Below are 25,159 nucleotides of genomic sequence, written 5' to 3'. Positions count from 1 at the left end.
CACCGCAGAGCATGGCCGAAGAAAGCGACCTCGAGAAAACCGAAGCCGCCTCTCCCAGGCGCCTGGAAAAGGCGCGCGAGGAGGGGCAGATTGCGCGTTCCCGGGAACTGGGCACGTTCATGATGCTGGCCGCCGGTGTCGCGGCGATCTGGGCCGGCGGCGGCACGATTTATAAGGGACTGAGCGGGGTGCTGCGCAACGGCCTGGCGTTCGACCAGCGCGTGGTGGCCGACCCGGGCGTGATGGTCGAGCAGGCCGTCAACGGCTTCGGCCAGGCCCTGATGGTGATTCTGCCGATCTTCGGCCTGCTGGCGGTGATCGCCGTGCTGTCCAGCGTGTTGCTGGGGGGCATTGTCATCTCGGGCAAGCCGCTGTCGCCGAATTTCTCCAAGCTCAGCCTGTTCGCCGGCCTCAAGCGCATGTTCTCGTCGCAGACCGTGGTCGAGCTGATCAAGGCGCTGGCCAAGGCCCTGCTGGTGGGCGGCGTGGCGGTGTGGATCATCTGGCGCTACCACGACGACATGCTGGGCCTGATGCACGTGGCGCCGGCCGCCGCCCTGACCAAGGCGCTGAGCCTGGTGGCGATGTGCAGCGCCTTCATCGTTGCTTCGCTGCTGGTGATCGTGCTGCTGGACGTGCCGTGGCAGATCTGGAGCCACCTGAAGAAGCTGCGCATGTCCAAGGAAGACGTGCGCCAGGAACACAAGGAAAGCGAAGGCGATCCGCACACCAAGGCCCGCATCCGCCAGCAGCAGCGCCAGGCCGCGCGCCGCCGCATGATGTCCGAGGTGCCCAAGGCCGACGTGGTCGTGACCAACCCGACCCACTATGCCGTGGCGCTCAAGTACGAGGAAGACAAGAACGGCGCGCCGCGAGTGCTGGCCAAGGGCACCGGGCTGGTGGCGGCCAAGATCCGCGAACTGGCCGCCGAGCATCGCATTCCCACATTGGAAGCGCCGCCCCTGGCGCGCGCCCTGTATCAACACGTCGAGCTGGGGCATGAAATCCCGGCCGAGCTATATACCGCGGTCGCGGAAGTGCTGGCGTGGGTTTTCCAGTTGCGCTCGTGGCGCTCGGGATGGGGGGTCGAACCGACGGCGCCCAAGTCCCTGCCCGTGCCGGCCGCGCTGGACCCGCAGGCAAAGACCGCAGCACAAGGAGCTTAAGGAATGAGCGCTCTGCTCACCATGTTGAAAAGCAACGGAGCCACGCACGCGCGGCTCCTGGCCGGTCCCATCCTGATCGTGATGGTGCTGGGCATGATGGTGCTGCCGCTGCCCACCTTCCTGCTGGACCTGCTGTTCACCTTCAACATCGCGCTGTCGGTGATGATCCTGCTGGTGGCCATGTTCACCCGCAAGCCGCTGGACTTCGCCGCCTTCCCGGCCGTGCTGCTGTTCGCCACGCTGCTGCGCCTGTCGCTGAACGTCGCCTCGACCCGGGTGGTGCTGCTGCACGGCCACACCGGCCCGGACGCGGCGGGCAAGGTGATCGAGGCCTTCGGTCATTTCCTGGTGGGCGGCAACTTTGCCGTCGGCATCATCGTCTTCATCATCCTGACCATCATCAACTTCATCGTCATCACCAAGGGCGCGGGGCGGATCGCCGAAGTCGGCGCGCGTTTCACCCTGGACGCGATGCCGGGCAAGCAGATGGCCATCGACGCCGACCTGAACGCCGGCCTGATCGGCGAGGACGAGGCCCGCAAGCGCCGCGCCGAGGTGTCGCAGGAATCCGACTTCTTCGGCTCGATGGACGGCGCCAGCAAATTCGTGCGCGGCGACGCCATCGCCGGCCTGCTGATCATGGCGATCAACATCATCGGCGGCCTGATCGTGGGCGTGGCCCAGCACGACATGTCGATGAGCGACTCGGCCCGCGTCTACACGCTGCTGACCATCGGCGACGGCCTGGTGGCGCAGATCCCGGCGCTGGTGATCTCGACCGCCGCCGGCGTGGTGGTGTCGCGCGTGTCGACCGACCAGGACATTGGCCAGCAGATCATCAGCCAACTGTTCTCCAACCCCAGCGTGATGTTCCTGACGGCCGGCATCATCGGCATCATGGGCCTGATCCCCAACATGCCGCACATCGCCTTCCTGACGCTGGCCGGCGCGCTGGCCTGGGGCGGCTGGGCGATGCACAAGCGGCGCAAGGCCGCCGAGGTGGCGGCCAGCGAGGTGCCGCAGCAGGCCGTGACGCAGGCGCAGGCCGCCGCGGCCGAAGCCAGTTGGGATGACGTCTCGATGGTGGACCAGCTCGGCCTGGAGGTCGGCTACCGCCTGATCCCGCTGGTCGACCACGCCCAGAACGGCGAGCTGCTGCACCGCATCCGCAGCCTGCGCAAGAAATTCGCCCAGGACGTGGGTTTCCTGCCGCCGGTGGTGCATATCCGCGACAACCTCGAACTCAAGCCCAACGATTACCGCATCCTGCTGTCCGGCGTCGAGATCGGCCACGGCGTGGCGATGCCGGGCCAGTGGCTGGCGATCGACCCGGGCGGCGTGACTATGCAGATCAAGGGCACGCCCACCACCGACCCGGCCTTTGGCCTGCCGGCGCTGTGGATCGACGGCAGCCTGCGCGACCAGGCCCAGGTGGTCGGTTACACGGTGGTGGATGCCGGCACCGTGGTCGCCACCCACCTGAACCACCTGATGCACCGCCACGGCTCCAACCTGCTGGGCCGCCAGGAAGTGCAGCAGTTGCTGGACCGCATCGGCCGCGACGCGCCCAAGCTGGTCGAAGACCTGGTGCCCAAGACGCTGTCGCTCACCGCCTTGCAGAAGGTGCTGCAGGGCCTGCTGGCCGAGGAAGTGCCGATCCGCGACATGCGCACCATCATCGACACCCTGTCCGAGCACGGTCCGCGCCTGGCGGCGCTGGCGGCCGGCACGGGCGGCCAGCCCGACATCAACGAGCTGATCGCGCTGACGCGCCGGTCATTGGGTCGCGCCATCACCCAGCAATGGTTCCCGGGCGAGGGCGAACTGCGCGTGATCGGCCTGGACGTCAAGCTCGAACGCGTGCTGTCGCAGGCGCTCACCACCAGCGGCGGCCTGGAGCCTGGCCTGGCGGATACCCTGCTGCGCGAAACCCAGGCGGCGGTCGAGCGCCAGGAATCGCAGGGCAACGCGCCGGTGCTGCTGGTGTCGCCGGTGCTGCGCGCGCCGCTGTCGCGCTTCCTGCGCCACCACCTGCCGCAGTTGGGCGTGTTGTCGAATACGGAAATTCCGGATGAGCGCATGGTCCGTGTGACGGCGCTCATCGGCGGAGGTAATGGTCAATGAAAATAAGTCGCTTCTTTGGCGCGAACAGCCGTGACGTCATGCGCCAGGTGCGCCAGGTGCTCGGTCCCGACGCGCTGATCGTGTCGAACCGCAGCGTCGATGGCGGCATCGAGGTGCTGGCCACGGTGGAGGGCGCGTTCGACGACGCGTCGCCGCAGGCGCAGACGCCGACGCCGCAGGGGTATGCCGACGGCCACGCGCCGGCTCGCGCTCCGGCCGCGCCGGTGCCGCCGCAGGCGCCCGCGCCGTACGGTCACGCCGCGCCCGCCAACCTGGCGCCGCCTCCCTATGGCGCCACCCCGACCACGGCCTCGCAACCGCCTTATGGCGCGCAGTCCGGTTATGTCGCGCCGGCCGCCGCCGCGCCGCAGCCGGTCGCGCCGCGACCCGCCTACGGCACGCCGCCTGCCGCAGCGCCGCAACCCGCCTATGGTGCGGCGCCGAGCGTCTCGCAACCGGCCTACGGAGCGCCGCCTGCGCCCGTCGCCGATGCGCAGCCCGCCTACGCGGTGCCGTCGCGTTCGATCGCCGCCTACCAGTCGGCCTACGCCGCGCAGTCTCAGCCCGAGCCGGAGGTGTCGGCGGAACCCGTCGCGCGTCAGGCGCCGCCCGCCGTGACGGCGGAAGCGGCCGCGCCCGCGGTGATGGCGCCCGCCGCGCCGGTGCGGATGGAAATGCCGGCCTTGCCGCCGGCGCGAGAGGTGCCGCCCGTGGCGCCGTCGCCGATGGCGCGCATGCCGGATGCGCCGCTGCGCAATGGTCCGGGGGTGCCGCCCGCGGCGCTGCCCAGCGATGCGGCGGCGGGCTTGCAGGACGCCATCAGCGCCTTGCGCGGCGCGCTCGAAAGCCGCATGGACGGCTTGCTGTGGGGCGGACGCCAGGGGCCGGGCCGCGAGCCGGCGGGCGCCGCCTTGTTCCGCAGCCTGCTGGACGCCGGTTTCAGCACCAAGCTGGTCCGCGCGCTGGTCGAGCGCATGCCGCAGGGCATGAGCGCCGAATCCGCGCTGGCCTGGGCCCGCAATGAACTGGTAACGCACCTGCCGGTGCTGGGCTCGGAAGATGAATTCCTGGGCGGCGGCGTGTACGCGCTGGTCGGCCCGACCGGCGTCGGCAAGACCACCACGCTGGCCAAGCTGGCGGCGCGCTGCGTCGCGCGCGAAGGCCGCGAGCAGGTGGCGATGCTGACCACCGACAATTTCCGGATCGGGGCGCTCGAGCAGTTGCAGATCTATGGTCGCCTGATGGGCGTGCCGGCCCACTCGGTGCGCGATGCCGGCGAGCTGCGCCGCATCCTGGCCGAACTGGGCAACCGCAAGATCGTGCTGATCGACACCACCGGCATCAGCCAGCGCGACCGCCAGGTGGCCGAGCAGGCCGCGATGCTGTGCAACGCCGGCAAGCCGGTGCGCCGCCTGCTGGTGCTCAACGCCGCCAGCCAGGGCGACACGCTCGACGAAGTCGCCCACGCCTATCGCAACGGCGTCGGCGAGGACGTGGCCGGCTGCATCATCACCAAGCTCGACGAGGCTTCGCGCCTGGGTGCGGCACTGGACACGGCGATCCGCCACCGCCTGCCCATCCACTATTCGTCGATCGGCCAGAAGGTGCCGGAGCACCTGGAGCTGGCGCGCGCCGACGCGCTCATCGATCGCGCCTTCGCCATGGTCGAGCGCGCCCGCGCCCTGTATTCGCCCAGCGAGGCGGACATGGCGTCGCTGTGGTCGACGTCGCGCGAGACCGAAGCGAGTGTCGATCCCGCGCGCCGCCGCCAATTGCTGGCTTCGGCGATCCTGCGTCCGCAGGGCGGCGCCGGCACGATCGAAGCCGCGCAGAACCTGGACGACACCCTGAGCTGGCTCGACAGCGACCCTGCCTGCGTGCAGGCCCGCGCCTCGTGGCGCGAGTATGTCAGCGACGGCGCGGGGTCGAGCCTCGCGGCGCTGGGCGAAACGCCGCTGGCGATGGTGCGGCGCGAATTCTCAACCACTTGCAGCCGCAATCTGCTGGTCATGCACGGCAAGGCCAGCATGAAGGGCGAGGCCTTGCCCGGGGGCACGTTGCTGAGCGCGGTGCTGATGAGCGATCGCGGCGCGGCCCTGGCCGCGCCTGCGCAGCAGTTGGTGCTGCCCCATGGCATGTTGTCGTCGTTCGCGCCGGCCGCCGCCGCGCAGCCGGACACGGCGCTGGCCCTGGAGGCGCGGGTGCGCTGGCTGAACGAACAACTGGCCCAGGTGCCGGCCGTGCACATGCTGGAAGCCGGCACCTCGGCGCTGTGGCAGAGCCTGAGCGAGCAGGGCGTGTCGTGGGTGGCGCGCAGCCCGGGCGGCATGCGCGTGATCCAGGACGAATGTCCGACCAATCTGAACGCGGTGGGCAAGAGTGTCGGCTATCTGCCGGTGGGCCAGCCGGGCGACATGCCCGGCCTGCGCGCCGTGCCCGGCACCCGTCCGGCGCCGTTGGCGCTGTGGGCCTCGGGCACCGAGATCGGCCTGCCTGGCCGCGGCGACGAAACCCGCTTCCGCCTGGTGTGCGCCCGCCTGATCGATACCGCCAGTGGCGAAGTGGCCGGCCAGTTGTTCGGCCTGACCAACCTTGCCGCCGGCCAGGCGGACGCCGCCACGGTGGCGCGCTGGCTGGTGCTGCAGGAAGAGGCGCGCGCCGGGTTCCGCTACATGGCCAATGCCTGGCAGGCGCTGCCCGCGGTCGATGGCGCGCATACGCTGGCGCGGCAGTCGCTGATGGCCGGCCAGTTGGGCGCGGCCTGCTGGCAGTTGGCGCATGCCTCGGCGGCGGACGGCGTGCGCGCCACCCTGGCCGGCGTCGTCAGCCCGGAGCGCAAGCTGTCCGGACGCCTGCTGCCGGTCGCGCTGTTGAAGATGTTCGCGATGCTGGAGATGGCCGGCGGCGTCTAGGGCGCTTCGACGCGGGGCCTTCAATGCAAGCAGCCCGCGAAAGCGGGCTGTTTGTATTGGGATGTCGGGATCCGGCTCAGCCGGCGACGATGGGCTTGCGGCCCGGCGTGGCGCGGGCGCCGCGGCCCTGGGCGTCGTAGGTCGAGGTGCCGCCCAGGCCGCCGATCTGACGCAGTGCGTCCAGCGATTGCTGGGTATAGCGCAGGTGCACGTCGATCAGGGCGCCGTTGCGCATATTGATTTCGTTGGCCGATGCCGACTTGGCCAGCAGCGCCTGCCAGACGTCGGACAGTTGTGGGTGCTGCACGGCGGCCTGCTCGGTGCCGGCATGGCCGGCGGGCAGGCCGATTTCGGCGAGCAGGCCATCGCGCGTGTGGCTGAGGTCGACCAACTGCTGGGCGATATTGCCCTTGCGCTCGGTGATGTCATGCAGCGCGTCGACGTTGCCCGGCCCGACCAGCACCTTGGTTTCTTCTTCCAGGATGGCGGAAAACTCGGTGATCAGGGCATCTTCCTGCTTCATGCAGGCTTGCAGGGATTCGACAGGGCTCATGGTCATACTCGGGCGGACGGGTCGAAAAAACGGCGATCTTGCAAAGGCAGTATTACTTCAGCAGGTCACGGGCGCTGGCGATCAGGCCATCGGCGATGCGGCTGGTGTCGATCTTGAGCTGGCCCGAGGCGATGGCGGCGCGAATCGCGGCGACGCGCTCGACGTTGATGTCGTTCGAACCGTCTTGCAGGGCCAGCATCTTGCGCGAGGCCGAGCTCAGCGCGACCTGCGAGCTGCTGGCGCCACTGCCGCTGCCGGCGCCGTAGGCCTGAGCGACCGCGGACTCGGCGCGAGGGCTGACCGCATCTGCCGAGATGGGCCGGTTGGTTGTCGAATTGATTTTCAAGGTTTTCTCCGCAGGGCGTCCTGGGTCGGTTTGCGACGGCTCCGCCTACTTATGTCTCTGTAACGACCGGGTCGGAAGGAACTTTAGGGTAGGAGGGCGCTAGCCGCAACGCGATATGTAACATTGCCTAAAGTTGTATTTCGACCAGGCCTGCGTTGCGCACCACGCCGCTGACCACCTGTCCGTTGGCGGTGCGGACCTGGACCGTGGCGCCCGGCGCCGCATTGTCCAGGGCCTGCCCCTCGCTGCTGACCACGAAACCCTTGCCGCGGGCGTTGATACGGACGTTCGAGCCGCGCACCACCGATTGGGCGTTGCGCAGGGCGGCGCCCTTGACCGGTTGGCCGGCGTTGATCCGGTAGGCCGCGGTCATGCCGACCACCGTATCGGGATTGGTGATGACCCCCGGGGGCAGGGCCACCAGGTCGCCGTCGCGCGGCGCCAGGTCGGCGGGCGTCAGGGCCTGGCCCGCCGCGATCATGCGCGACGCGACATAGTAGTAGCCCGGCACGCTGACCGTGGCCTGCACGTAAGTGGTCCAGGGCTTGGGCGCGTTGCAGCGCACGCCGACCGTCATGCGCGAGCGCAGCTTCATGCCGGACGGCATAAATGGGGACAAAGTATCGCACGGCGCCAGGCGCTCCGCCCGCGGCGGATCGATGCTCACCGAGGCCTGGCCGGGCAGGGAGGCCAGTTGTTCCAGCAAATAGGTCTGCGCGGCGATGATGATCGCCTCGGGCGCCTGGACGGCGGCGTCCTGCGCCTGGGCCGCCGGGGCCAGCAGCAGGGCGGCCAGGCAGGCGGCGCGCGCGCGGAGATTTGCGGGGAATTTCCTCATGTCCGAATTGTAGAAGCCCGCGCCGCTTGGCAATACGTGAATTGGATGAGAAATGACGGGTTATTTGGCTGATTGTGTTCTGCCACCCGCCCCTATGATGCCGTCATCCAATGGGATAACGGTGCGTCCGCTGTCCCGGACTCCATCCGTATTGAAGGCGATCCGATGCTAGACCGGCTTAACGAAGATTTCCGCTTCTTCCAGCAGTCCCTGGGGCTGCGCGCGCAGCGCCAGGAAGTGCTGTCCTCGAACATCGCCAATGCCGACACGCCCAACTACAAGGCGCGCGACTTCGATTTCAAGACGGCGATGCAGAACGCCATGGAAGGCACCAAGCGCCTGCCGGACACCTCGCTGACCCTGACGTCGGCTCGCCACATTCCGGCCAAGGCCGTGTCGCAGGGGCCGACCGATATGCTGTATCGCCTGCCGTACCAGCCCAGCATGGACGGCAACACGGTCGACATGGACATCGAGCGGGTCCAGTTCGCCGACAACACCTTGCACTACCAGAGCACGATGCAACTGCTGTCGGGTCGCATCCGGACCATGATGGCCGCCATCCAGGATTGATTTTCATAGGGAACCGCAGGCAATGTCCTTGTTGAGCATTTTCGATATCGCCGGTTCGGCGCTGAGCGCGCAGTCACAGCGCATGAACGTGGCAGCCAGCAACATGGCCAACGCCGACAGCGTGGTCGGTCCCGACGGCCAGCCGTACCGGGCCCGCCAGGTGGTGTTCCAGGTCAACCCGCCGGCCGGCCAGGCGCAGGGCCGCGAGATCGGTGGCGTGCGCGTGGCCGGGGTGGTGGTGGACCAGTCCCCGCTCAAGCAGGTCTACGACCCCAAGCATCCGATGGCCGACGCGCAGGGCTACGTCAGCATGCCCAACGTCGATCCCGTCGCCGAAACCGTCAACATGATCGCGGCGTCGCGTTCGTACCAGGCCAACGTCGAGGTGCTGAACACCGCCAAGAGCCTGATGCAGAAAACCCTCACCATCGGCCAATCCTGACCCGTCTGATTCCGCGCGCCGCGCCGCCCGCGCGGAAGTTTTTGAAGAAGTGAAACCATGACCACCGTCGACCAATCCACGAGCAAGACCGGCCTGGGCCTGGCGCAAAGCGGCGCCAACGGCACCAGCACCGCCCAGGGCCTGCAGGATCAGTTCCTGAAGCTGCTGGTCACGCAGCTCAAGAACCAGGATCCGCTGAACCCGATGCAGAACGCCGAGCTGACCTCGCAGCTGGCGCAGATCTCCACGGTGGAAGGCATCACCAACCTCAAGAACACCATGCTGGCCATCAGCGGCCAGATCGACGTGTCGCAGTCCATGAACGCGGTCGCGATGATCGGCAAGGGCGTGCTGGTTCCCGGTTCGAACGTCAAGGTCGGCGTGGATGCCGAGCATCCCTCCGAGCGCGTGGTCACGCCCTACGGCATCGACCTGCAGAAGGATGCCGCCAAGGTTCAGGTGCGCATCTCCGACGCCAACGGCCAGGTCGTGCGCACCATCGAGCTGGGCGAGCAGAAGGCCGGCGTGTACACGCTGGACTGGGACGGCAAGAACGACGCCGGCGCGGCGCTGGAAGCGGGCGCCTACACCGTGTCCGTCCTGGCCACGGATGGCGACGACAAGAAGGTGGCCGCCGAAGTGCTGAAGTACGGCAAGGTCAAGAGCGTGGCTTACTCCACCAACGGCCTGCGTCTGGATATGGGCCTGGATGGCCAGACCAGCATGCTGGATGTGCGCAAGGTGATCGGCTGAGGCCAGCCGGTTTGATTATCAGCCGGCGCCACGGCGGCGGTTTCCCCCTTAAAGATTAGCGAGAGAGAACATGGGTTTCGGACAAGGATTGAGCGGCCTGAACGCCGCGGCGCAGAACCTGGACGTCATCGGCAACAACATCGCCAACTCGGGCACCGTAGGCTTCAAGTCGTCGACCGCGTCGTTCGCGGACGTCTACGCCAGCTCGCGCGTCGGCCTGGGCACCAAGGTGTCGGCGATCACCCAGCGCTTCACGGTGGGCACGGTCAACGGCGGCGGCGGCGAATATGACATCGCCATCGATGGCGCCAAGGGCATGTTCCGCGTCACCGACCAGAGCGGCGCCGTGATGTACACCCGCAACGGCGAGTTCCTGGTCGACAAGAACAACTTCATCGTCAACGCGCAGGGCTATCGCCTGACGGGCTACCCCAACGGCGGCATCGGCGCCAACCCGGTCGAGCTGCAGTTGCCGACCGCCAACGTGGCGCCCAAGGCCACCTCCACCGCCACCACCGTGGCGAACCTGGACGCCAACGCCAAGGTCATCTATCAGGTCGACACCGTGACGTCGCCGGCCGTGCCCGGCTCCGTGACACTTGGCGGCACCGCCTACACCTTCACCAAGGCGCCCGGCGGCGCGATCACCTGGACCCCGGGCAACCCGCCGGCGGCCACCTACGGCACCGCGCCCAATACCGTCACCATCGACGGCACCGGCCAGGTCACCGCCGGCAACCTGAACGTCATCCCCGGCTTCGTCGACTACACGGCCGCCGTGACCGAAGTCGGCAAGCCGTTCGACCCCAAGGTTCCCGGCAGCTACACCAACGCCTCGCCCATGACGGTCTACGACTCGCTGGGCAACTCGCACCAGGTGATGCAGTACTTCGCCAAGCGCGCCGCCGATGCCGCCGGCAACAGCGTCTACGACGTCTACTACACGATCGACGGCCAGGCCATGGCGCCGACCACCGAAGCGGCCGGCGTGTGGGGCAACCCGACCCAGTTCACGTTCAACAAGGCCGGCGTGATGACCAGCGCCGCCACGGTCAACCTGTCGTTCGCGACGCCGGGCGGTGGCACCACCCCGGCCGATCCGCTGGCGGTCGCCGTGAACTACACCGGCACCACGCAGTACGGCAGCGCCTATGCGCTCAAGGCCCAGCCGGACGGCTACACCTCGGGCGAGTTCCGCGGCATCAACATCGGCGCCGACGGCAGCCTGGTGGCCAGCTACACCAACGGCGAGACCTCGATCGTCGGCACCATCGTGCTGGCCGACTTCGCCAACCTCCAGGGCCTGCAGCCGGTGGGCAACAACGCCTGGAAGGAAACCGCCTCGTCGGGCCAGCCGATCCTGGGCCAGCCGGGCAGCAACGGCATGTCCAAGGTGGTGGGCCAGGCGACCGAAGCCTCGAACGTCGACATGAGCAAGGAGCTGGTCAACATGATCATCGCCCAGCGCACCTACCAGGCCAACTCGCAGACCATCAAGACGCAGGACGAGATCATGCAAGTCCTGATGAACCTGAAGTAATGGCTGACGGGCACGCGACGACACCGACGGAATAGGCAATGGATCGAATCATCTACACCGCCATGAATGGCGCAGCGCGGATCACGGAGCACCAGGCCGCGCTCTCCAACAACATGGCCAACGTGAACACGCCGGGCTTTCGCGAGCAGATCGCGTTGTACCGGTCGGTTCCGGTGAACGACGGCGTGAGCCTGCCGACGCGTGTTTCGACGGTGGCGTCGACGCCCCGCAACAACTTTGAAATGGGCAACATGCAGACCACGGGCCGCGACCTGGACGTGGCCCTGGCCAGTTCCAACGGCTGGATCGCCGTGCAGACCCCGCAAGGCGAGGCCTACACCCGCGCCGGCAGCCTGCAGGTGGGCATCAACGGCCTGCTGCAGACCTCGCTGGGCCAGCCCGTGATGTCCGACCAGAACGGCATCATCGACGTGCCCGACCAGGCGGCGCTGACGATCACCTCGGATGGCACCATCACCGCCATCGGCGCCGGCGATGCCCCCAACAACATCCTCAACCTGGGTCGCATCAAGCTCGCCAACCCGCCGGAAGCGCAACTGGTGCACGGCGACGACGGCGTGTTCCGCCTGGCGCCGGTCAACGGCCAGCCGGCCCCGCCGGCCCCCGCTGATCCCAGCCTGCGGGTGTTGTCCGGCGTGCTGGAAGGCAGCAACACCAATCCCATGGCGGCGATGGTGGGCATGATCGAGAACGCCCGCCGCTTCGAGCAGCAGATGCAGGTGGTGCAGCAGGCGGACCGCAACGCCGAGCGCGCCAACGGCATTCTCTCGGTTTCCTGATCCGGTCAGCCGATCCGAACCCAATAATTTTCGCGCGCGGCCGGGCCGCCGCACCAGGAGTACTTCATCATGATGCGTTCGCTGTGGATTGCCAAGACGGGCCTGGAAGGTCAACAGACCTCGATGGACGTGATTTCCAACAACTTGGCCAACGTCGCGACCAACGGCTTCAAGCGCGGTCGCGCCGTGTTCCAGGACCTGATGTACCAGACGCTGCGCCAGCCTGGCGCCCAGGTCGGCGACGCCACGCAGTTGCCGTCGGGCCTGCAGTTGGGCACCGGCGCCCGCGTGGCCGCCACCGAGCGCATCCACACCACCGGCGGCCTGAACAACACTGGCGGCGAGCTGGACGTGGCGATCAATGGCCGCGGCTTCCTGCAGGTCGAACTGCCGGACGGCACCCAGGCCTATACCCGCGACGGCGCGCTGCAACGCGACCAGAACGGCCAGTTGACCACGGTCAGCGGCTACGTGATCCAGCCCCCCATGAACGTGCCCGACAATGCCCTGTCGATCTCCATCGGCAAGGACGGCATCGTCTCGGTGACGCAGCCCGGCGCGGCCGGCGTCAACGTGCAGATCGGCCAGTTGCAGATCGCCACTTTCATCAACCCGACCGGCCTGCAGAGCGTCGGCGAGAACCTGTACCTGGAAACCGATGCCTCCGGTCCGGCGAACCTGCTTCAGCCGGGTGTCGACGGCGCCGGCACGTTCATGCAGAACTACGTCGAGACCTCCAACGTGAACGTGGCCGAGGAACTGGTCAACATGATCACGACCCAGCGCGCCTACGAAATGAACAGCAAAGCCGTCAAGACCTCGGACGAAATGCTGGCCCGCCTGACTCAACTGTGATGCCTATGTCGTCTGTCCTGCGTCTGGTTTCGTGTGCGGCCCTGGCGTTGCTGGTGGCCGGTTGCGCCATGATCCCGCCCGAGCCCATCGTGACGGGGCCGACGACGGCCGCGCCGCCGCCGCCGCCGATGCCCACGGCGCAGCCCACGGGCTCGATCTACCAGCCGACGACTTACGGCAACTACCCCCTGTTCGAGGATCGCCGGCCGCGCAACGTCGGCGACATCGTCACCATCGTCCTGAACGAGAAAACCAACGCCTCCAAGAACGTCGCGACCAACACCAACCGCAGCGGCAATGCCAGCCTGGGCATCGCCGCCGCGCCGTCGTTCATGGATAGCTGGGCCAATGCCAACCTGAACACCGACGCCAAGGGCGGCAACGTGTCGCAGGGCAAGGGCGACAGCACGGCCAACAACGCCTTCACCGGCACCATCACCACCACGGTGGTGGGGGTGATGTCCAACGGCAACCTGCAAGTGGCCGGCGAAAAGCAGATCGCCATCAACCGGGGCAGCGAGTACGTGCGCTTCTCGGGCGTGGTCGATCCCCGCTCGATCACCGGCACGAACACCGTGTCGTCCACCCAGGTGGCCGACGCCCGCATCGAATACCGCAGCAAGGGCGTCATGGATGAGGTCCAGACCATGGGCTGGCTGCAACGCTTCTTCCTGATCGCCTCGCCGTTCTGACCATGAAACAACCCACTCCGATTTCCGCCATGTTGTCCCTGCTGGCGCGCGTCTGTGTCGCGGCGGGGCTGCTGGCCGGCGCCTCGGCGGCGCATGCCGAGCGGCTCAAGGACCTGGCATCCATCCAGGGTGTGCGTGGCAACCAGTTGATCGGCTATGGCCTGGTGGTGGGTCTGGACGGCAGCGGTGACCAGGTGCGCCAGACGCCGTTCACGCAGCAGAGCCTGACCAACATGCTGTCGCAACTGGGCATCACCGTTCCCGCCGGCAGCAACATGCAGCTCAAGAACGTGGCGGCGGTCATGGTCACCACGACCCTGCCGGCGTTCGCCCGTCCGGGCCAGACGCTCGACGTGGTGGTGTCCTCCATGGGCAACGCCAAAAGCCTGCGCGGCGGCACGCTGCTGATGACGCCGCTCAAGGGCGCCGACAGCCAGGTCTATGCGATCGCCCAGGGCAACATCCTGGTCGGCGGCGCTGGCGCCTCGGCCGGCGGTTCCAGCGTGCAGATCAACCAGCTCAACGGCGGCCGCATCAGCGGCGGTGCCATCGTCGAGCGCGGGGTGCCGACCACCTTCGCCCGCGACGGTTACATCTACCTGGAAATGAACAACACCGACTTCGGCACCGCCCAGAACGTGGTGGCGGCGCTGAACCGCAAGTTCGGGCAGGGCACGGCCACGGCGCTGGACGGCCGCGTGGTGCAGGTGCGCAGCCCGATGGAACAATCGGCGCAGGCGCGCTTCCTGTCGCAGGTCGAGGACCTCCAGGTGGCGCGCGCGCCGACCGTGGCCAAGGTCATCATCAACGCCCGCACCGGCTCGGTGGTCATGAACCGCACGGTCATGATCGAGGAAGCCGCCGTGGCGCACGGCAACCTGTCGGTCATCATCAACCGCCAGAACCAGGTGTCGCAACCGGATACGCCGTTCACCGAGGGGCAGACCGTGGTGGTGCCCAACACCCAGATCGAGGTGCGCCAGGAAAACGGTTCGCTGCAGCGCGTGAGCACCAGCGCCAACCTGGCTGACGTGGTCAAGGGCCTGAACGCCCTGGGCGCCACGCCGCAGGACCTGCTGGCGATCCTGCAGGCCATGAAGAGCGCCGGCGCCCTGCGCGCCGAGCTGGAAATCATCTGACCGCCATGGGTTACACCAACACCTCCGCGGCCCTGGGCAGTCGCCAGGATTCCGTGTTCGACATGGGTCGCCTGTCGGATCTGAAGCGCGATGTGACCAAGGACCCGGCCAATCCCGGCACCGAGCAGCAGAAGCAGGTGGCCAAGCAGTTCGAGGCCCTGTTCCTGCAGATGATGCTCAAGCGGATGCGCGAGGCGACGCCCAAGGAAGGGCTGTTCGACTCGCAGCAGACCCAGATGCTGCAATCCATGGCCGACGAGCAACTGGCGCTGCACCTGGCCACGCCGGGCATCGGCCTGTCGCAATCGATCCTGGCGCAGATGCAGCAGGGCAAGCCCGGCGACCTGCCGGCCGAGGCCGTGCAACGCCTGGGGCAGGGCACCGACCTGGATTTCCAGACGGGGGGCTCGCGCCAGGTGTCGGCGCTGATGGACGTGATGCGCAACAACCGCGCCAGCGACCGCGCCCTGGCGGCGGCCGAGGGCGCGCCCGAGCACGTCATCAATTTCGTGTCGAAGATGTCGCGCGCGGCCACCCTGGCCTCGCAGCAGAGCGGCGTGCCGGCCCGTCTCATCATGGGCCAGGCGGCCCTGGAGTCCGGCTGGGGCCAGCGCGAGATCAAGCACGAGGACGGGCGCACCAGCTACAACCTGTTCGGCATCAAGGCGGGGCCGAGCTGGAAGGGCAAGGTCGTCAATGTGCTGACCACCGAATACGAAGGCGGCGTGGCGAAAAAGGTGACGCAACCCTTCCGGGCCTACTCGTCCTACGAGGAATCGTTCGCCGACTACGCCCGCCTGATCGGCACCAGCCCGCGCTACGAGAGCGTGACGCAGGCGCGCAACGAAATCGAGGCGGCCCGCCGCATCCAGAGTTCCGGCTACGCCACCGACCCGCAGTACGCGCAGAAATTGATCGGCGTCATGAGCCAGTTGCGGGGCGCGGCCGCCAAGGTCGATATTTCGCGTCAGATGTTGGAAGGACTCTAAATTTGGACTACCTGCTGCCGTTAATCGGGTATCCAGAAATATCAGTCGCGGTTACATACGGGGCATTGTCAGCATGAATCTGTACAAATTGGCATTGGGCGGGCTGAACGCGTCCCAGGCGGGCCTGGCAACCACCGGCCACAACATCAACAATGCCACCACGGTCGGTTACAACCGCCAGCGCGTCATGATCTCGACCGCCGGCGCCCAGGCCACCAGCAATGGCTTCATCGGTCGCGGCGTCCAGGTGGACACCGTGGTGCGCAGCTACGACAGCTTCCTGTACAAGCAGCTCGTCGGCGCGCAGGGCAGCAGCGCCCAGCTTCAGACCCAGTTCGACCAGATTTCCCAGGTCAACAACCTGTTCGCCGACCGCACCGTGGGCATCGCCCCGGGCCTGTCGAATTTCTTCACCAGCATGAACACCGTGGCCAGCAAGCCGGCGGATCCCGCCGCGCGCCAGGACTTGCTGGGCAAGGCCAACAGCCTGACCACCCAGATCCGCTCGGCCTACCAGGAAATGCAGAACCAGCGCCTGGGCCTGAACACGCAGATCTCGACCACCGTCGACCAGGTCAACAGCTACCTGACCCGCATCGACGACCTGAACAACCAGATCTCCACCGCCCGCGCCAAGGCTGGCGGCAATCCGCCCAACGACCTGCTGGACCAGCGCGACCAGGCCGTGTCGGAATTGAACCAACTGATCGGCATCACGACCTACGAGCAGGGCGATAAGCTCAACATTTCGCTGGCCTCGGGCGGCCAGGCGCTGCTGTCGGGCAACACCATCTATCCGCTGCAGGCCGTGGCGTCCGCCAAGGACGTCAGCCGCACCGTCGTCGCCTACACGCTGCCGGCCGGCTCGGGCGGCAAGACCGTATCGGTCGAGCTGAACGACGCCGACGTCACCGGCGGCAAGCTGGGCGGCCTGCTGCAGTTCCGCGCCTCGTCGCTGGACGTCATGCAGGCCCAGTTGGGCCAGATGGCCGTCGGCCTGGCGATGTCGTTCAACGAGCAGCACCGCCAGGGCCTGGACACCGCCGGCAACCCGGGCACGGACTTCTTCAGCATCGGCTCGCCGCAAGGCGTGCCGAACGCCGCCAACAAGAGCGGCGCGCAGATCAGCGGCACGTTCACCGACGTGAACAACATCAATGCCAAAGACTACGAAATCAGCTTCGACGGCGCCAACTACCGCGTGACGCGCCTGCCCGAAGGCACCCAGGTGTACAACGGCCCGGCAACCGGCACCCCGCCCACCGCCACGCTGGACCTGAGCGCTGAAATGGGCGTCACGCTGACGATCGACTCGCCGCCGCAAGCCGGCGACAAGTGGTCGCTGTCGCCCACGCGCGACGCCGCCCGTGACATCAACGTGCTGATCACCGATCCGGAAAAGGTCGCCGCGGCAGACGCTGCCGGTGGCGACGCCAACGGCAAGAACGCACTGGCGCTGGCGCAACTGCAGACCAAGAAGGTGCTGGGCCACGGCACGATGAGCATCAACGAGATGTTCTCGCAGGTGGTCAACACCGTTGGTGTGCAGACCGCGCAGATCAAGTCGGCCAACACCGCCCAGTCCAACCTCGTCGCCCAGAAGCTCGAGGCCCAGCAGGCGGTGTCGGGCGTCAACCTGAACGAAGAATACGTGAGCCTGTCGCTCTACCAGGAGCAATACCAGGCCAGCGCCCGCATCATCGACGTCGCCAGCACGCTGTTCGATACGCTGCTGGGCCTGCGCGGCTGATCGGATCGTTGACATCGTGACCCATCAAGACAAATTCGGAGTATCCCCATGCGCCTGAGCACCTCCATGATGTACTCGAACGGACTCAAGGGCGTCCTCGCTCAGGAATCCGACATGAACCGCCTGGTCGAACAGGTCGGCAGCGGCAAGAAGTTCCTGACGCCGGCGGATGATCCGCTGGCCGCCTCGTTGTCGATCAACGTGGCGCAGACGCAGAGCATGAACGCGACTTACCAGCTCAACCGCAACACCGCCAAGACCAACCTGTCCCAGGAAAACAACGTCCTGGATTCGATCACGACGGCGCTGGCCGACGTGCGCACCCGCGTGGTGCAGGCCGGTAACGGCACCTTCGCCGACAGCGATCGCCAGGCCTTGTCCACCGCGCTGAAAAATGCCCGCGACGCATTGCTGGGCCTGGCCAACAGCACCGATGGCAATGGCCAGTACCTGTTCTCCGGCTACCAGGGCGGCGTCATCCCCTACGCCCAGGACGCCACTGGCAAGATCGTCTACAGCGGCGCCACCGGCGAGCGCACGGTGCAGGTCGACCAGTCGCGCCAGATGTCCACCAGCGACATCGGCAGCGACATCTTCAATCGCGCCAATCCGGGTTCGCAGGCCTACGTCAGCACGGCCGCCGCGCACAACACGGGCACCGCGCAGTTCAGCACCGTGTCGGTGACGCCGGGCAGCCCCAACATCGGCAAGAATTTCAGCCTGCAGTTCGAGTCGGATCCGGCCACGGGCAACATGGGCTATCGCGTCATCACGACCGATCCCAACGCCAATCCGCCGGTGCCGCCGGTTACCACGCCCGCGCCGCCGGCCGCCCCGACCGCGTACACGCCGGATGCATCGATCGACTTCGGCGGTGTCTCGGTCGTGGTCAAGGGAACGCCGCAGAACGGCGACGTGATCGACGTGCAAAGCGTGCAGTCCGCCGACGTCGACATATTCAACACCCTGGACAGCCTTATCAAGACGCTGGACTCGCCGATCGCCGGCGACCCCGTGGCGCTGGCCAAGCTGAACAACGAGCTGGCCACCGCGAACAAGAAGCTGTCGACCAACTACGACAACGTGCAGACCGTGGCCGCGTCCGTCGGCGCTCGCATGAACGAACTGGAGGCGTTGGACGCCACCGGTACGCAGAAGGGCCTGTCGTACTCGAAGTCGCTGTCCGACCTCGAAGACCTCGACTACTACTCGGGCGCCAGCCAGTTGGCCTTGCGGCAGGTGGCTTTGCAGGCGGCGTCGGCGGCCTTCATGACGATCCAGGGGTCGAGTCTTTTCAGCCGCAAATAATGCGGTGAGTCCATAGGCCGTGCCGCGATGGCGGGCTCGGCATGTTGCGCCCTTACGGACGCTTCCGGTGGTATGCCGGAGCGTCCGTGTGTGCGTACAGGGTAGGAATTTTGTCGTTTCACACGCTTAACGCTCGGATATTTCATGCTTGTCAATTTGAAAGTTCGCACCTGCATCATCCTGGTGCTGTTGCTCTTCACGGGTGCCATGTTCGCATCCAATGGCGTGGCCTGGATGGGATTGAATTCCAGCAATGACAAGCTGGACCAGATCAACGCGGCCTACACCGACCAGGCGGTGCCGCTGACTCGTGCCTATACCGTCTTCCTGCGCGCGCGCCTGCTGTTGTCCACCTCGTTGATGGACATGCAGCAGGGCAAGACCGAACAGGCGACCGCCCAGGCCAAGCGTTCCGAAGGCCTGATGCAGGATGCCTTCAAGATGATGGACGAGTTCCGCAAGGCGCCCCAGTTGCCGGGCACGGAAGCCCTGGGGCAGGCGGTCGACGTCGCGCTCAAGGAATACGACGCAGTGCTCAAGGGCCAGGCCAAGGCCCTGGCGAACATGGCGATCCAGGATTACCTGAATCTCAACGACGCCGCCAGCAACGTCAACACCAAGTTCCGCGAAGCCGTCGAAAAGTACCTGGACTTCGTCGACAAGCGCACCGATGAGTTGGCGGCGCAAGCCCAGGTGGACCACAACATCTCGCGCAGTGTCACGATCGCGCTGCTCGTTATCGCGGCGCTGCTGGCGATCGGCTGTTGGATCTTCATCAATCGCACGGTGCTGCGCCCCTTGCACGAGGCGGGTGATCATTTCGAGAAGATTGCCGGCGGCGATTTCACCGGCCGCATCGATGTGCGCAGCACCAACGAGATCGGCCAGATGTTCGGCGCCGTCAAGCGCATGCAGGAGAGCCTGACGCGCACGGTGGCCACGGTGCGCCGTGGCGTTGACGAGATCAACGTCGGCTCGCGCGAGATCTCGGCCGGCAACACCGACCTGTCCAGCCGCACCGAACAGCAGGCGGCCTCGCTGGAAGAGACCGCGGCCTCGATGGAGCAGTTGGCCTCGACGGTCAAGCAGAACGCCGACAACGCGCGCCAGGCCAACCAGTTGGCGGCCAGCGCGTCGGACGTGGCCGAGCGCGGCGGTTCGGCGGTGGCCGAAGTGGTCAACACGATGCAGGGCATCTCGGCCAGCTCGCGCAAGATCTCCGAGATCGTGTCGGTGATCGACGGCATCGCCTTCCAGACCAACATCCTGGCGCTGAACGCGGCGGTGGAAGCGGCCCGTGCCGGCGAGCAGGGCAAGGGCTTCGCGGTGGTGGCGGGCGAAGTGCGCTCGCTGGCGCAGCGCAGCGCGCAGGCGGCCAAGGAAATCAAGGGCCTGATCGAGGACTCGGTGAGCAAGGTTGGCGCGGGTTCGCAGCAGGTCGAACGGGCGGGCGCGACGATGCAGGAGATCGTGGCGTCGGTCAAGCGCGTGACGGACATCATGGGCGAGATCTCGGCGGCGTCCGAGGAGCAGTCCAGCGGCATCGACCAGGTGAACCGCGCGGTTTCGCAGATGGACGAGGTGACGCAACAGAACGCGGCGCTGGTGGAGGAAGCGGCGGCCGCGGCCGGCTCGCTGCAGGAACAGGCGCATCGGCTGGCCGAGGCGGTGGCCGTGTTCAAGATCAACGCGGGCGAAGTGATTGAAGTGCCGGCCCAGCAACTGGGCGGCTACCAGGCGCCGACGCTGACGCAGGACTGATCATCGGGGCGCGAGCCCCGCAATGCGAAGCCCGGCCTGTTGGCCGCGGCTTCCGCCGACCCGGCGCCCGTTCGCGGCCGCCGGGTCGAATGTCTTATGTGGGTCTGATTTTTGTCATGAACAGCTTAAGTTTTCGAAAATATTGCCGTTCATGGTCATAACGCCCAGGACAAGGGCAGTGAACCGGCCCAGGTCGCGCCGCGCATCGGCATGCGCAGCCCCCGGGGCACGGCGCGGACACGGTGCGGCGGGGCACCCGGTCCGGGTCGACCTTCGCGGATCGTTCGCTGCACCATGATGCAACCGGAGACAAGCTGTGCGCGTAAACCTTCCTGTCAATGACGTGGAAACCAAGCTGCGAGAGGATCAATACCTGATCTCGCGTACCGATACCAAGGGCCGCATCCTCTACGCGAATCCGGCATTTATCGAAGTCAGCGGATTCTCCCGCGAGGAACTGATCGGCAAGGCGCACAACATCGTGCGCCATCCCGACATGCCGCCGGAAGCCTATGCCGACCTGTGGCAGACGCTCGAAGCCGGCGAGTCCTGGCTCGGCCTGGTCAAGAACCGCCGCAAGGACGGCGGCTACTACTGGGTGCTCGCCAATGCCACGCCGATCGTCGAGAACGGCGAAGTGGTGGCGTATTCGTCGGTGCGCGTGCGGCCGAGCGACGAACAGATCGAGATGGCCGAGGCGCTGTACGAACGTATCCGCGAAGGCCGCGCCCGCGGCGTGCGCATCGTGCGCGGCCGGCCGGTGCGCGCCGGCTGGCGCCGCAGCCTGGACTTGCTGGCCTTCCCGTTCAAGCGCAACGTGCGCAGCCGCATGTTCCGGCACGCGCTGCTGTCGTCGGGCATCGTCGTGGCGGCCGGCGCCTATGGCCTGAACGCCAACTGGGCCTCGCTGGATGCCGCTGGCGCCGGCTTGGCCTGTGGCCTGCTGGCGTTGGGCGTGGCCGGAATCTTCGGCCTGGGCTGGAGCCTGAGCCGTTCGCTGCTGGATCCGATGGTCGACGCCGCCAACATGGCGCGCCAGGTCGCCGCCGGCAACCTGACCACCCAGATCGTGGCCGACTCCGATGACGAGATCGGCAGCCTGAAGTTCTCGCTCGAGGTCATGCGCAAGAGTTTGATCGGCATCGCGCAGGACGTGTACCGCGGCATCGAGGGCACGACTCAGGCCGCGGTGCACATTGCCCGCGGCAACCAGGAACTGGCCGGACGCACCGAGGGGCAGGCCGCCTCGTTGCAGCAGACCGCGGCGAGCATGGAGCAGTTGACCTCGACCGTGCGCCAGAACGCCGACAACGCCCGCCAGGCCAACCAGCTCGCGGCCAGCAGCATGGACGTGGCGCGTCGCGGCGGTGTCGCGGTGGGCCAGGTGGTCAGCACCATGCATGGCATTTCCGACAGCTCGCGCAAGATCGTCGACATCGTCAGCATCATCGAGGGCATTGCCTTTCAGACCAACATCCTGGCGCTGAACGCGGCGGTCGAAGCGGCCCGCGCCGGCGAGTCCGGCAAGGGCTTCGCGGTGGTGGCCGGCGAAGTGCGCAGCCTGGCGCAAAAGAGCGCCCAGGCCGCCAAGGAGATCAAGGGCCTGATCGAGGATTCGGTCGAGCGCGTGACCGAAGGCTCGGCCCAGGCCGAGCAGGCCGGCGCGACGATGGAAGAGATCGTGGCGGCGGTGCATCGCGTCACCGACATCATCGGCGAGATCTCGCAGGCGTCCCAGGAACAGTCCAGCGGCATCGAGCAGGTTGATAGCGCGGTATCGCAGATGGACGTGATGACGGTGCAGAACACCGCGCTGGTGCAGGAGCTGGGCGGCGCCGTGCTGCAGTTGGGCAACCAGTCGGGCACCTTGCGCGAGACCATCCGGGTGTTCCGCCTGACCGGACAGCAGTAGGTCTGCGAAAGACGCATGAAAAAGCCGGCCCGAAGGCCGGCTTTTTCATGGCGCGTTGCGCGTGGCAAAGCCGGCGGCGTCGGTCGTGGCGCTATCTGCCCGCCAGCGCGTCCGTCACGCGGCTCATCGCCGACAGGCCGGATTCGAACAGCGATTCCAGGAACGGGCCGGAATTGGGCAGCACCACGGTCAGCAGCACCACGCCCACGATCAGGCTGACCGGAAAACCCACCGAGAACACCGACAGTTGTGGAGCGGCGCGGTTCAGGATGCCCATGGCCAGGTTGATGGTCAGCAGCGCGCAGATCAGCGGCAGGGCCAGCAGCAGGCCCGACACGAACACGGTCTTGCCCCATTCCACCACCACGCCCCAGCCGTTCTGGTGCAACTGGATCGCCGCCACCGGCAGGGTGTCGAACGAGCGCACCAGGGCCGCCAGCACCAGCAGGTGTCCGTCCAGGGCCAGGAACGTCAGCATCGCCACGATGTTGAACAGGCGCGACAGCACCGCCGTGTTGGCGCCGGTGCTGGGATCGAAGAACGAGGCGAACGACAGGCCCATCTGCAGGCCGACGAATTCGCCGGCGGTCTGCACCGCCGCGAACACCAGGCGCATGGAAAAGCCCATGGCGATGCCGATCAGCACTTGCTGCATCACCATCCAGAGGCCGGCGAACGAGCCCGGCGCGATGGGTGGCGCGGGGTCGAGCGCCGGGCTGACGGCGACCGCCAGCACGAAGGCCAGGCCGATCTTGACCTTGACCGGGATGATCGATTCGGAGAAGAGGGGAGCGGTGCCCACCAGCGCCAGGATGCGCACGAACGGCCAGAGGAACTGGCCGATCCAGCCATTGAGCTGCTCGATGGTGAAGGAGAACATGGCGACGCGTCCCGGGGCCGGCGGCGTGCCGCTACGACACCAGGCCGGGGATCTGGCCGATGAGCTGGCGGATGTAGTCGACCATGATGCCGATCAGCCAGGGGCCCAGCAGCACCAGCACGCCGCACATGGCCAGCAGCTTGGGGATGAACGACAACGTCATTTCGTTGATCTGCGTGGCGGCCTGGAAGATGCTGATCACCAGGCCCACGATCAGGGTGATGATCAGCAGCGGGCCGGCCATCGCCAGCGCGACTTTCATCGCCTGGTAGGTCATGGTCATGACGGTTTCGGCGGTCATGGCGATTCCCTATTGATAGAAGCTCTGGGCCAGCGAGCCCATCAGCAGGTTCCAGCCGTCGGCCAGCACGAACAGCATCAGCTTGAACGGCAGCGCCACGGTCACGGGCGGCACCATCATCATGCCCAGGGCCATCAGCACGCTGGCGACCACCAGGTCGATGATGAGGAACGGGATGAAGATGGTGAAGCCGATCTGGAACGCGGTCTTGAGCTCGCTGGTGATGAATGCCGGCACCAGGATGCGCAGCGGCACCTGCGACGGATCCTCCAGCGCCGGCTGCTTGGCCAGGTTGGCGAACAGCGCCAGGTCGTTCTCGCGGGTCTGGTGCAGCATGAAGGTGCGCAGCGGGCCGGCGGCGCGCTCGACCGCGGCCTCGAACTGGATCGAGCCCTCGGACAGCGGTTTGTAGGCGTCGGTGTAGATCTTGTCGAACACCGGCGACATTGTGTAGAAGGTCAGGAACAGCGCCAGCCCGATCAGAACATGGTTGGGCGGCGACATCGCGGTGCCCATGGCGCTGCGCAGCAGGCCCAGCACGATGATGATGCGGGTGAAGCCGGTCATCATCAGCAGCGCCGCCGGCAGGAACGACAGCGACGTCATCAGCAGCAGCGTCTGCATGCTGAGCGAATAGGTTTCGGAACCGCCCGGGCCCGGCGTCGCGGTCAGGGCCGGCAGGGTCGCCTGCGCCACCACGCCGGCGGGGAACAGGGCCAGGCCCAGCAGGGCGGCGGCGCCCAGCAGGGGGAGCGCACCGCGGCGGGCGCGAGGGGAGTTGGGCAAGCTCATGGTGTGGAAATGCGCGCGCCGGCTAGCGGCGCTTGAGCGCCTGGCCCAGCTTGGCCGCGAAGGCGGCGGCGGGCAAGGTCGCGGCTTGCGGCAGTTCGCCGGCGGGCAGGGTATGCAGGGTGTTGAGCTGGCCGGGGCTGACGCCCACGACCACCCAGGTGTTCTCGATCTCGACGACGACGATGCTCTGCCGCGCGCCGATCGGCAGGCTGGCGACCTGCTTGAGCAGGTTACCGCCGCCGCGCTGCGTCAGGCCGGCGCGGCGCGCCAGCCAGGCCGCGGCCAGGATGGCCGCCAGCACCAGCACCAGGCCGATGATGACGCGCAGCAGGGCGGAATCGTTCATCACGGGCGTGGCTTCAACGGCGGTTGTTGAGGCGGTTGATGCGTTCGGACGGGGTGATGATATCGGTCAGGCGGATGCCGTACTTGTCTTCCACCACCACCACTTCGCCCTGGGCGATCAGGTAGCCGTTGACGAAGATGTCCATCGGCTCGCCGGCCAGGCCGTCCAGCTCGACCACCGAGCCTTGGCCCAGTTGCAGCAGGTTCTTGATGGTCAGGCGGGTGCGGCCCAGCTCGACCGTCAGTTGGACGGGCACGTCCATGATCAGGTCGATATCGGTGCCGGCGCCCGATGCGGCGCCGGCCAGCGGCTTGAACACCGACTGCGCGGCCGATTGGGCGGCGGGCGCGGCCGGGGCGGGCGTGGCGGGCGCTGCCGGGGCAGGCG

At 67.1% G+C, this 25,159-nt stretch carries 24 protein-coding genes; 16 read left to right on the top strand and 8 right to left on the bottom strand.

Going from position 1 to position 25,159, the window contains the following annotated elements:
- Positions 1-11: 11 nt before the first annotated feature.
- Genes flhB through flhF form a run of 3 tightly spaced genes read left to right on the top strand, consistent with a single transcriptional unit; the run spans position 12 to position 6,202 of the window.
- Positions 12-1,166, top strand: coding sequence for a flagellar biosynthesis protein FlhB (flhB, locus tag HV783_RS25520; RefSeq protein ID WP_054504543.1), 1,155 nt, complete (start codon positions 12-14; stop codon positions 1,164-1,166).
- 3 nt (positions 1,167-1,169) lie between these two features.
- Positions 1,170-3,290 (top strand): flagellar biosynthesis protein FlhA, encoded by a 2,121-nt coding sequence (flhA, locus tag HV783_RS25515; RefSeq protein ID WP_054504542.1) that lies wholly within the window; start codon positions 1,170-1,172, stop codon positions 3,288-3,290.
- Positions 3,287-6,202, top strand: a complete 2,916-nt coding sequence (flhF, locus tag HV783_RS25510) for a flagellar biosynthesis GTPase FlhF (RefSeq protein WP_116793267.1) — start codon at positions 3,287-3,289, stop codon at positions 6,200-6,202. Before flhA ends, flhF begins: the two co-directional genes overlap by 4 nt.
- 76 nt (positions 6,203-6,278) lie before the next feature.
- Here the strand turns inward: flhF and HV783_RS25505 are convergent, their stop codons facing one another.
- The 3 genes from HV783_RS25505 to flgA form a co-directional block, all read right to left on the bottom strand.
- Positions 6,279-6,755, bottom strand: a complete 477-nt coding sequence (locus HV783_RS25505) for a flagella synthesis protein FlgN (RefSeq protein WP_054504549.1) — start codon at positions 6,753-6,755, stop codon at positions 6,279-6,281.
- A 52-nt stretch (positions 6,756-6,807) separates the two neighbouring features.
- Positions 6,808-7,101, bottom strand: coding sequence for a flagellar biosynthesis anti-sigma factor FlgM (flgM, locus tag HV783_RS25500; RefSeq protein ID WP_006394436.1), 294 nt, complete (start codon positions 7,099-7,101; stop codon positions 6,808-6,810).
- Between the two features lie 127 nt (positions 7,102-7,228).
- Positions 7,229-7,939: a flagellar basal body P-ring formation chaperone FlgA gene (gene flgA / locus HV783_RS25495; protein WP_054504548.1), complete on the bottom strand. Its 711-nt coding sequence runs from the start codon at positions 7,937-7,939 to the stop codon at positions 7,229-7,231.
- Between the two features lie 165 nt (positions 7,940-8,104).
- Between flgA and flgB the strand changes: the two genes are divergently transcribed.
- From flgB to HV783_RS25430, 13 genes are all read left to right on the top strand, one after another.
- A complete protein-coding gene (gene flgB, locus HV783_RS25490; RefSeq protein WP_175190120.1) occupies positions 8,105-8,512 on the top strand; it encodes a flagellar basal body rod protein FlgB in 408 nt (135 codons plus the stop codon).
- 22 nt (positions 8,513-8,534) lie between these two features.
- Positions 8,535-8,954 carry a flagellar basal body rod protein FlgC gene (flgC, locus tag HV783_RS25485; RefSeq protein WP_054504540.1) on the top strand — a complete coding sequence of 140 codons (420 nt, stop codon included), beginning with the start codon at positions 8,535-8,537 and terminating at the stop codon, positions 8,952-8,954.
- Between the two features lie 57 nt (positions 8,955-9,011).
- The gene (locus HV783_RS25480) at positions 9,012-9,707 is read left to right on the top strand and encodes a FlgD immunoglobulin-like domain containing protein (RefSeq protein ID WP_054504539.1); all 696 of its coding nucleotides are present in this window, start codon (positions 9,012-9,014) and stop codon (positions 9,705-9,707) included.
- 70 nt (positions 9,708-9,777) lie between these two features.
- The gene (locus HV783_RS25475) at positions 9,778-11,247 is read left to right on the top strand and encodes a flagellar hook-basal body complex protein (protein ID WP_054504538.1); all 1,470 of its coding nucleotides are present in this window, start codon (positions 9,778-9,780) and stop codon (positions 11,245-11,247) included.
- Positions 11,248-11,285: 38 nt separating this feature from the next.
- Positions 11,286-12,047: a flagellar basal body rod protein FlgF gene (locus tag HV783_RS25470; protein ID WP_054504537.1), complete on the top strand. Its 762-nt coding sequence runs from the start codon at positions 11,286-11,288 to the stop codon at positions 12,045-12,047.
- Positions 12,048-12,116: 69 nt separating this feature from the next.
- Positions 12,117-12,902: a flagellar basal-body rod protein FlgG gene (gene flgG / locus HV783_RS25465; RefSeq protein ID WP_006385244.1), complete on the top strand. Its 786-nt coding sequence runs from the start codon at positions 12,117-12,119 to the stop codon at positions 12,900-12,902.
- The gene (locus tag HV783_RS25460) at positions 12,902-13,594 is read left to right on the top strand and encodes a flagellar basal body L-ring protein FlgH (protein ID WP_054504536.1); all 693 of its coding nucleotides are present in this window, start codon (positions 12,902-12,904) and stop codon (positions 13,592-13,594) included. Before flgG ends, HV783_RS25460 begins: the two co-directional genes overlap by 1 nt.
- Before the next feature lie 2 nt (positions 13,595-13,596).
- On the top strand, positions 13,597-14,733 hold the full coding sequence (locus HV783_RS25455) for a flagellar basal body P-ring protein FlgI (protein ID WP_054504535.1): 1,137 nt from the start codon (positions 13,597-13,599) through the stop codon (positions 14,731-14,733).
- A 5-nt stretch (positions 14,734-14,738) separates the two neighbouring features.
- Complete coding sequence (gene flgJ, locus HV783_RS25450) at positions 14,739-15,722, top strand: flagellar assembly peptidoglycan hydrolase FlgJ (protein WP_054504534.1); 984 nt, start codon at positions 14,739-14,741, stop codon at positions 15,720-15,722.
- A gap of 73 nt (positions 15,723-15,795) precedes the next feature.
- On the top strand, positions 15,796-17,472 hold the full coding sequence (gene flgK, locus HV783_RS25445; protein ID WP_054504533.1) for a flagellar hook-associated protein FlgK: 1,677 nt from the start codon (positions 15,796-15,798) through the stop codon (positions 17,470-17,472).
- A gap of 48 nt (positions 17,473-17,520) precedes the next feature.
- On the top strand, positions 17,521-18,780 hold the full coding sequence (gene flgL / locus HV783_RS25440) for a flagellar hook-associated protein FlgL (protein ID WP_054504532.1): 1,260 nt from the start codon (positions 17,521-17,523) through the stop codon (positions 18,778-18,780).
- Positions 18,781-18,924: 144 nt separating this feature from the next.
- Positions 18,925-20,541 (top strand): methyl-accepting chemotaxis protein, encoded by a 1,617-nt coding sequence (locus HV783_RS25435; RefSeq protein WP_175190119.1) that lies wholly within the window; start codon positions 18,925-18,927, stop codon positions 20,539-20,541.
- A gap of 316 nt (positions 20,542-20,857) precedes the next feature.
- Complete coding sequence (locus tag HV783_RS25430; protein WP_054502849.1) at positions 20,858-22,453, top strand: methyl-accepting chemotaxis protein; 1,596 nt, start codon at positions 20,858-20,860, stop codon at positions 22,451-22,453.
- A 91-nt stretch (positions 22,454-22,544) separates the two neighbouring features.
- On the opposite strand, the gene fliR is transcribed toward HV783_RS25430, so the two are convergent.
- The 5 genes from fliR to fliN form a co-directional block, all read right to left on the bottom strand.
- On the bottom strand, positions 22,545-23,333 hold the full coding sequence (gene fliR / locus HV783_RS25425; protein WP_054502848.1) for a flagellar biosynthetic protein FliR: 789 nt from the start codon (positions 23,331-23,333) through the stop codon (positions 22,545-22,547).
- Positions 23,334-23,364: 31 nt separating this feature from the next.
- Positions 23,365-23,634, bottom strand: coding sequence for a flagellar biosynthesis protein FliQ (fliQ, locus tag HV783_RS25420; protein ID WP_025138879.1), 270 nt, complete (start codon positions 23,632-23,634; stop codon positions 23,365-23,367).
- A gap of 9 nt (positions 23,635-23,643) precedes the next feature.
- Entirely contained in the window at positions 23,644-24,426 is a 783-nt protein-coding gene (gene fliP, locus HV783_RS25415) for a flagellar type III secretion system pore protein FliP (RefSeq protein WP_020927351.1), read from the bottom strand.
- Between the two features lie 22 nt (positions 24,427-24,448).
- On the bottom strand, positions 24,449-24,772 hold the full coding sequence (gene fliO / locus HV783_RS25410) for a flagellar biosynthetic protein FliO (RefSeq protein ID WP_116793262.1): 324 nt from the start codon (positions 24,770-24,772) through the stop codon (positions 24,449-24,451).
- Positions 24,773-24,785: 13 nt separating this feature from the next.
- Positions 24,786-25,159 (bottom strand): flagellar motor switch protein FliN (gene fliN, locus HV783_RS25405; protein ID WP_175190118.1); only part of this gene is annotated, 374 nt, incomplete at its 5' end.

The sequence above is a fragment of the Achromobacter dolens genome (assembly GCF_902859745.1).
In the GTDB taxonomy this organism is placed as follows: domain Bacteria; phylum Pseudomonadota; class Gammaproteobacteria; order Burkholderiales; family Burkholderiaceae_B; genus Achromobacter; species Achromobacter dolens.
The sequence above is the reverse complement of the archived record's forward strand: the minus strand, read 5'-3'. Positions and strand labels throughout refer to the sequence as shown.

What these genes read in the sequence shown, in the direction of transcription:
- flhB (WP_054504543.1), top strand. Translation starts at nt 12, where the DNA reads ATGGCCGAAGAAAGCGACCTCGAGAAAACCGAAGCCGCCTCTCCCAGG.
- flgL (WP_054504532.1), top strand. Translation starts at nt 17,521, where the DNA reads ATGCGCCTGAGCACCTCCATGATGTACTCGAACGGACTCAAGGGCGTC.
- flgJ (WP_054504534.1), top strand. Translation starts at nt 14,739, where the DNA reads ATGGGTTACACCAACACCTCCGCGGCCCTGGGCAGTCGCCAGGATTCC.
- flgC (WP_054504540.1), top strand. Translation starts at nt 8,535, where the DNA reads ATGTCCTTGTTGAGCATTTTCGATATCGCCGGTTCGGCGCTGAGCGCG.
- fliO (WP_116793262.1), bottom strand. Translation starts at nt 24,772, where the DNA reads ATGAACGATTCCGCCCTGCTGCGCGTCATCATCGGCCTGGTGCTGGTG.
- HV783_RS25480 (WP_054504539.1), top strand. Translation starts at nt 9,012, where the DNA reads ATGACCACCGTCGACCAATCCACGAGCAAGACCGGCCTGGGCCTGGCG.
- HV783_RS25455 (WP_054504535.1), top strand. Translation starts at nt 13,597, where the DNA reads ATGAAACAACCCACTCCGATTTCCGCCATGTTGTCCCTGCTGGCGCGC.
- flhA (WP_054504542.1), top strand. Translation starts at nt 1,170, where the DNA reads ATGAGCGCTCTGCTCACCATGTTGAAAAGCAACGGAGCCACGCACGCG.
- HV783_RS25475 (WP_054504538.1), top strand. Translation starts at nt 9,778, where the DNA reads ATGGGTTTCGGACAAGGATTGAGCGGCCTGAACGCCGCGGCGCAGAAC.
- HV783_RS25505 (WP_054504549.1), bottom strand. Translation starts at nt 6,755, where the DNA reads ATGAGCCCTGTCGAATCCCTGCAAGCCTGCATGAAGCAGGAAGATGCC.
- flhF (WP_116793267.1), top strand. Translation starts at nt 3,287, where the DNA reads ATGAAAATAAGTCGCTTCTTTGGCGCGAACAGCCGTGACGTCATGCGC.
- flgB (WP_175190120.1), top strand. Translation starts at nt 8,105, where the DNA reads ATGCTAGACCGGCTTAACGAAGATTTCCGCTTCTTCCAGCAGTCCCTG.
- HV783_RS25470 (WP_054504537.1), top strand. Translation starts at nt 11,286, where the DNA reads ATGGATCGAATCATCTACACCGCCATGAATGGCGCAGCGCGGATCACG.
- flgG (WP_006385244.1), top strand. Translation starts at nt 12,117, where the DNA reads ATGATGCGTTCGCTGTGGATTGCCAAGACGGGCCTGGAAGGTCAACAG.
- HV783_RS25460 (WP_054504536.1), top strand. Translation starts at nt 12,902, where the DNA reads ATGCCTATGTCGTCTGTCCTGCGTCTGGTTTCGTGTGCGGCCCTGGCG.
- fliR (WP_054502848.1), bottom strand. Translation starts at nt 23,333, where the DNA reads ATGTTCTCCTTCACCATCGAGCAGCTCAATGGCTGGATCGGCCAGTTC.
- fliP (WP_020927351.1), bottom strand. Translation starts at nt 24,426, where the DNA reads ATGAGCTTGCCCAACTCCCCTCGCGCCCGCCGCGGTGCGCTCCCCCTG.
- HV783_RS25435 (WP_175190119.1), top strand. Translation starts at nt 18,925, where the DNA reads ATGCTTGTCAATTTGAAAGTTCGCACCTGCATCATCCTGGTGCTGTTG.
- flgK (WP_054504533.1), top strand. Translation starts at nt 15,796, where the DNA reads ATGAATCTGTACAAATTGGCATTGGGCGGGCTGAACGCGTCCCAGGCG.
- fliQ (WP_025138879.1), bottom strand. Translation starts at nt 23,634, where the DNA reads ATGACCGCCGAAACCGTCATGACCATGACCTACCAGGCGATGAAAGTC.
- flgA (WP_054504548.1), bottom strand. Translation starts at nt 7,939, where the DNA reads ATGAGGAAATTCCCCGCAAATCTCCGCGCGCGCGCCGCCTGCCTGGCC.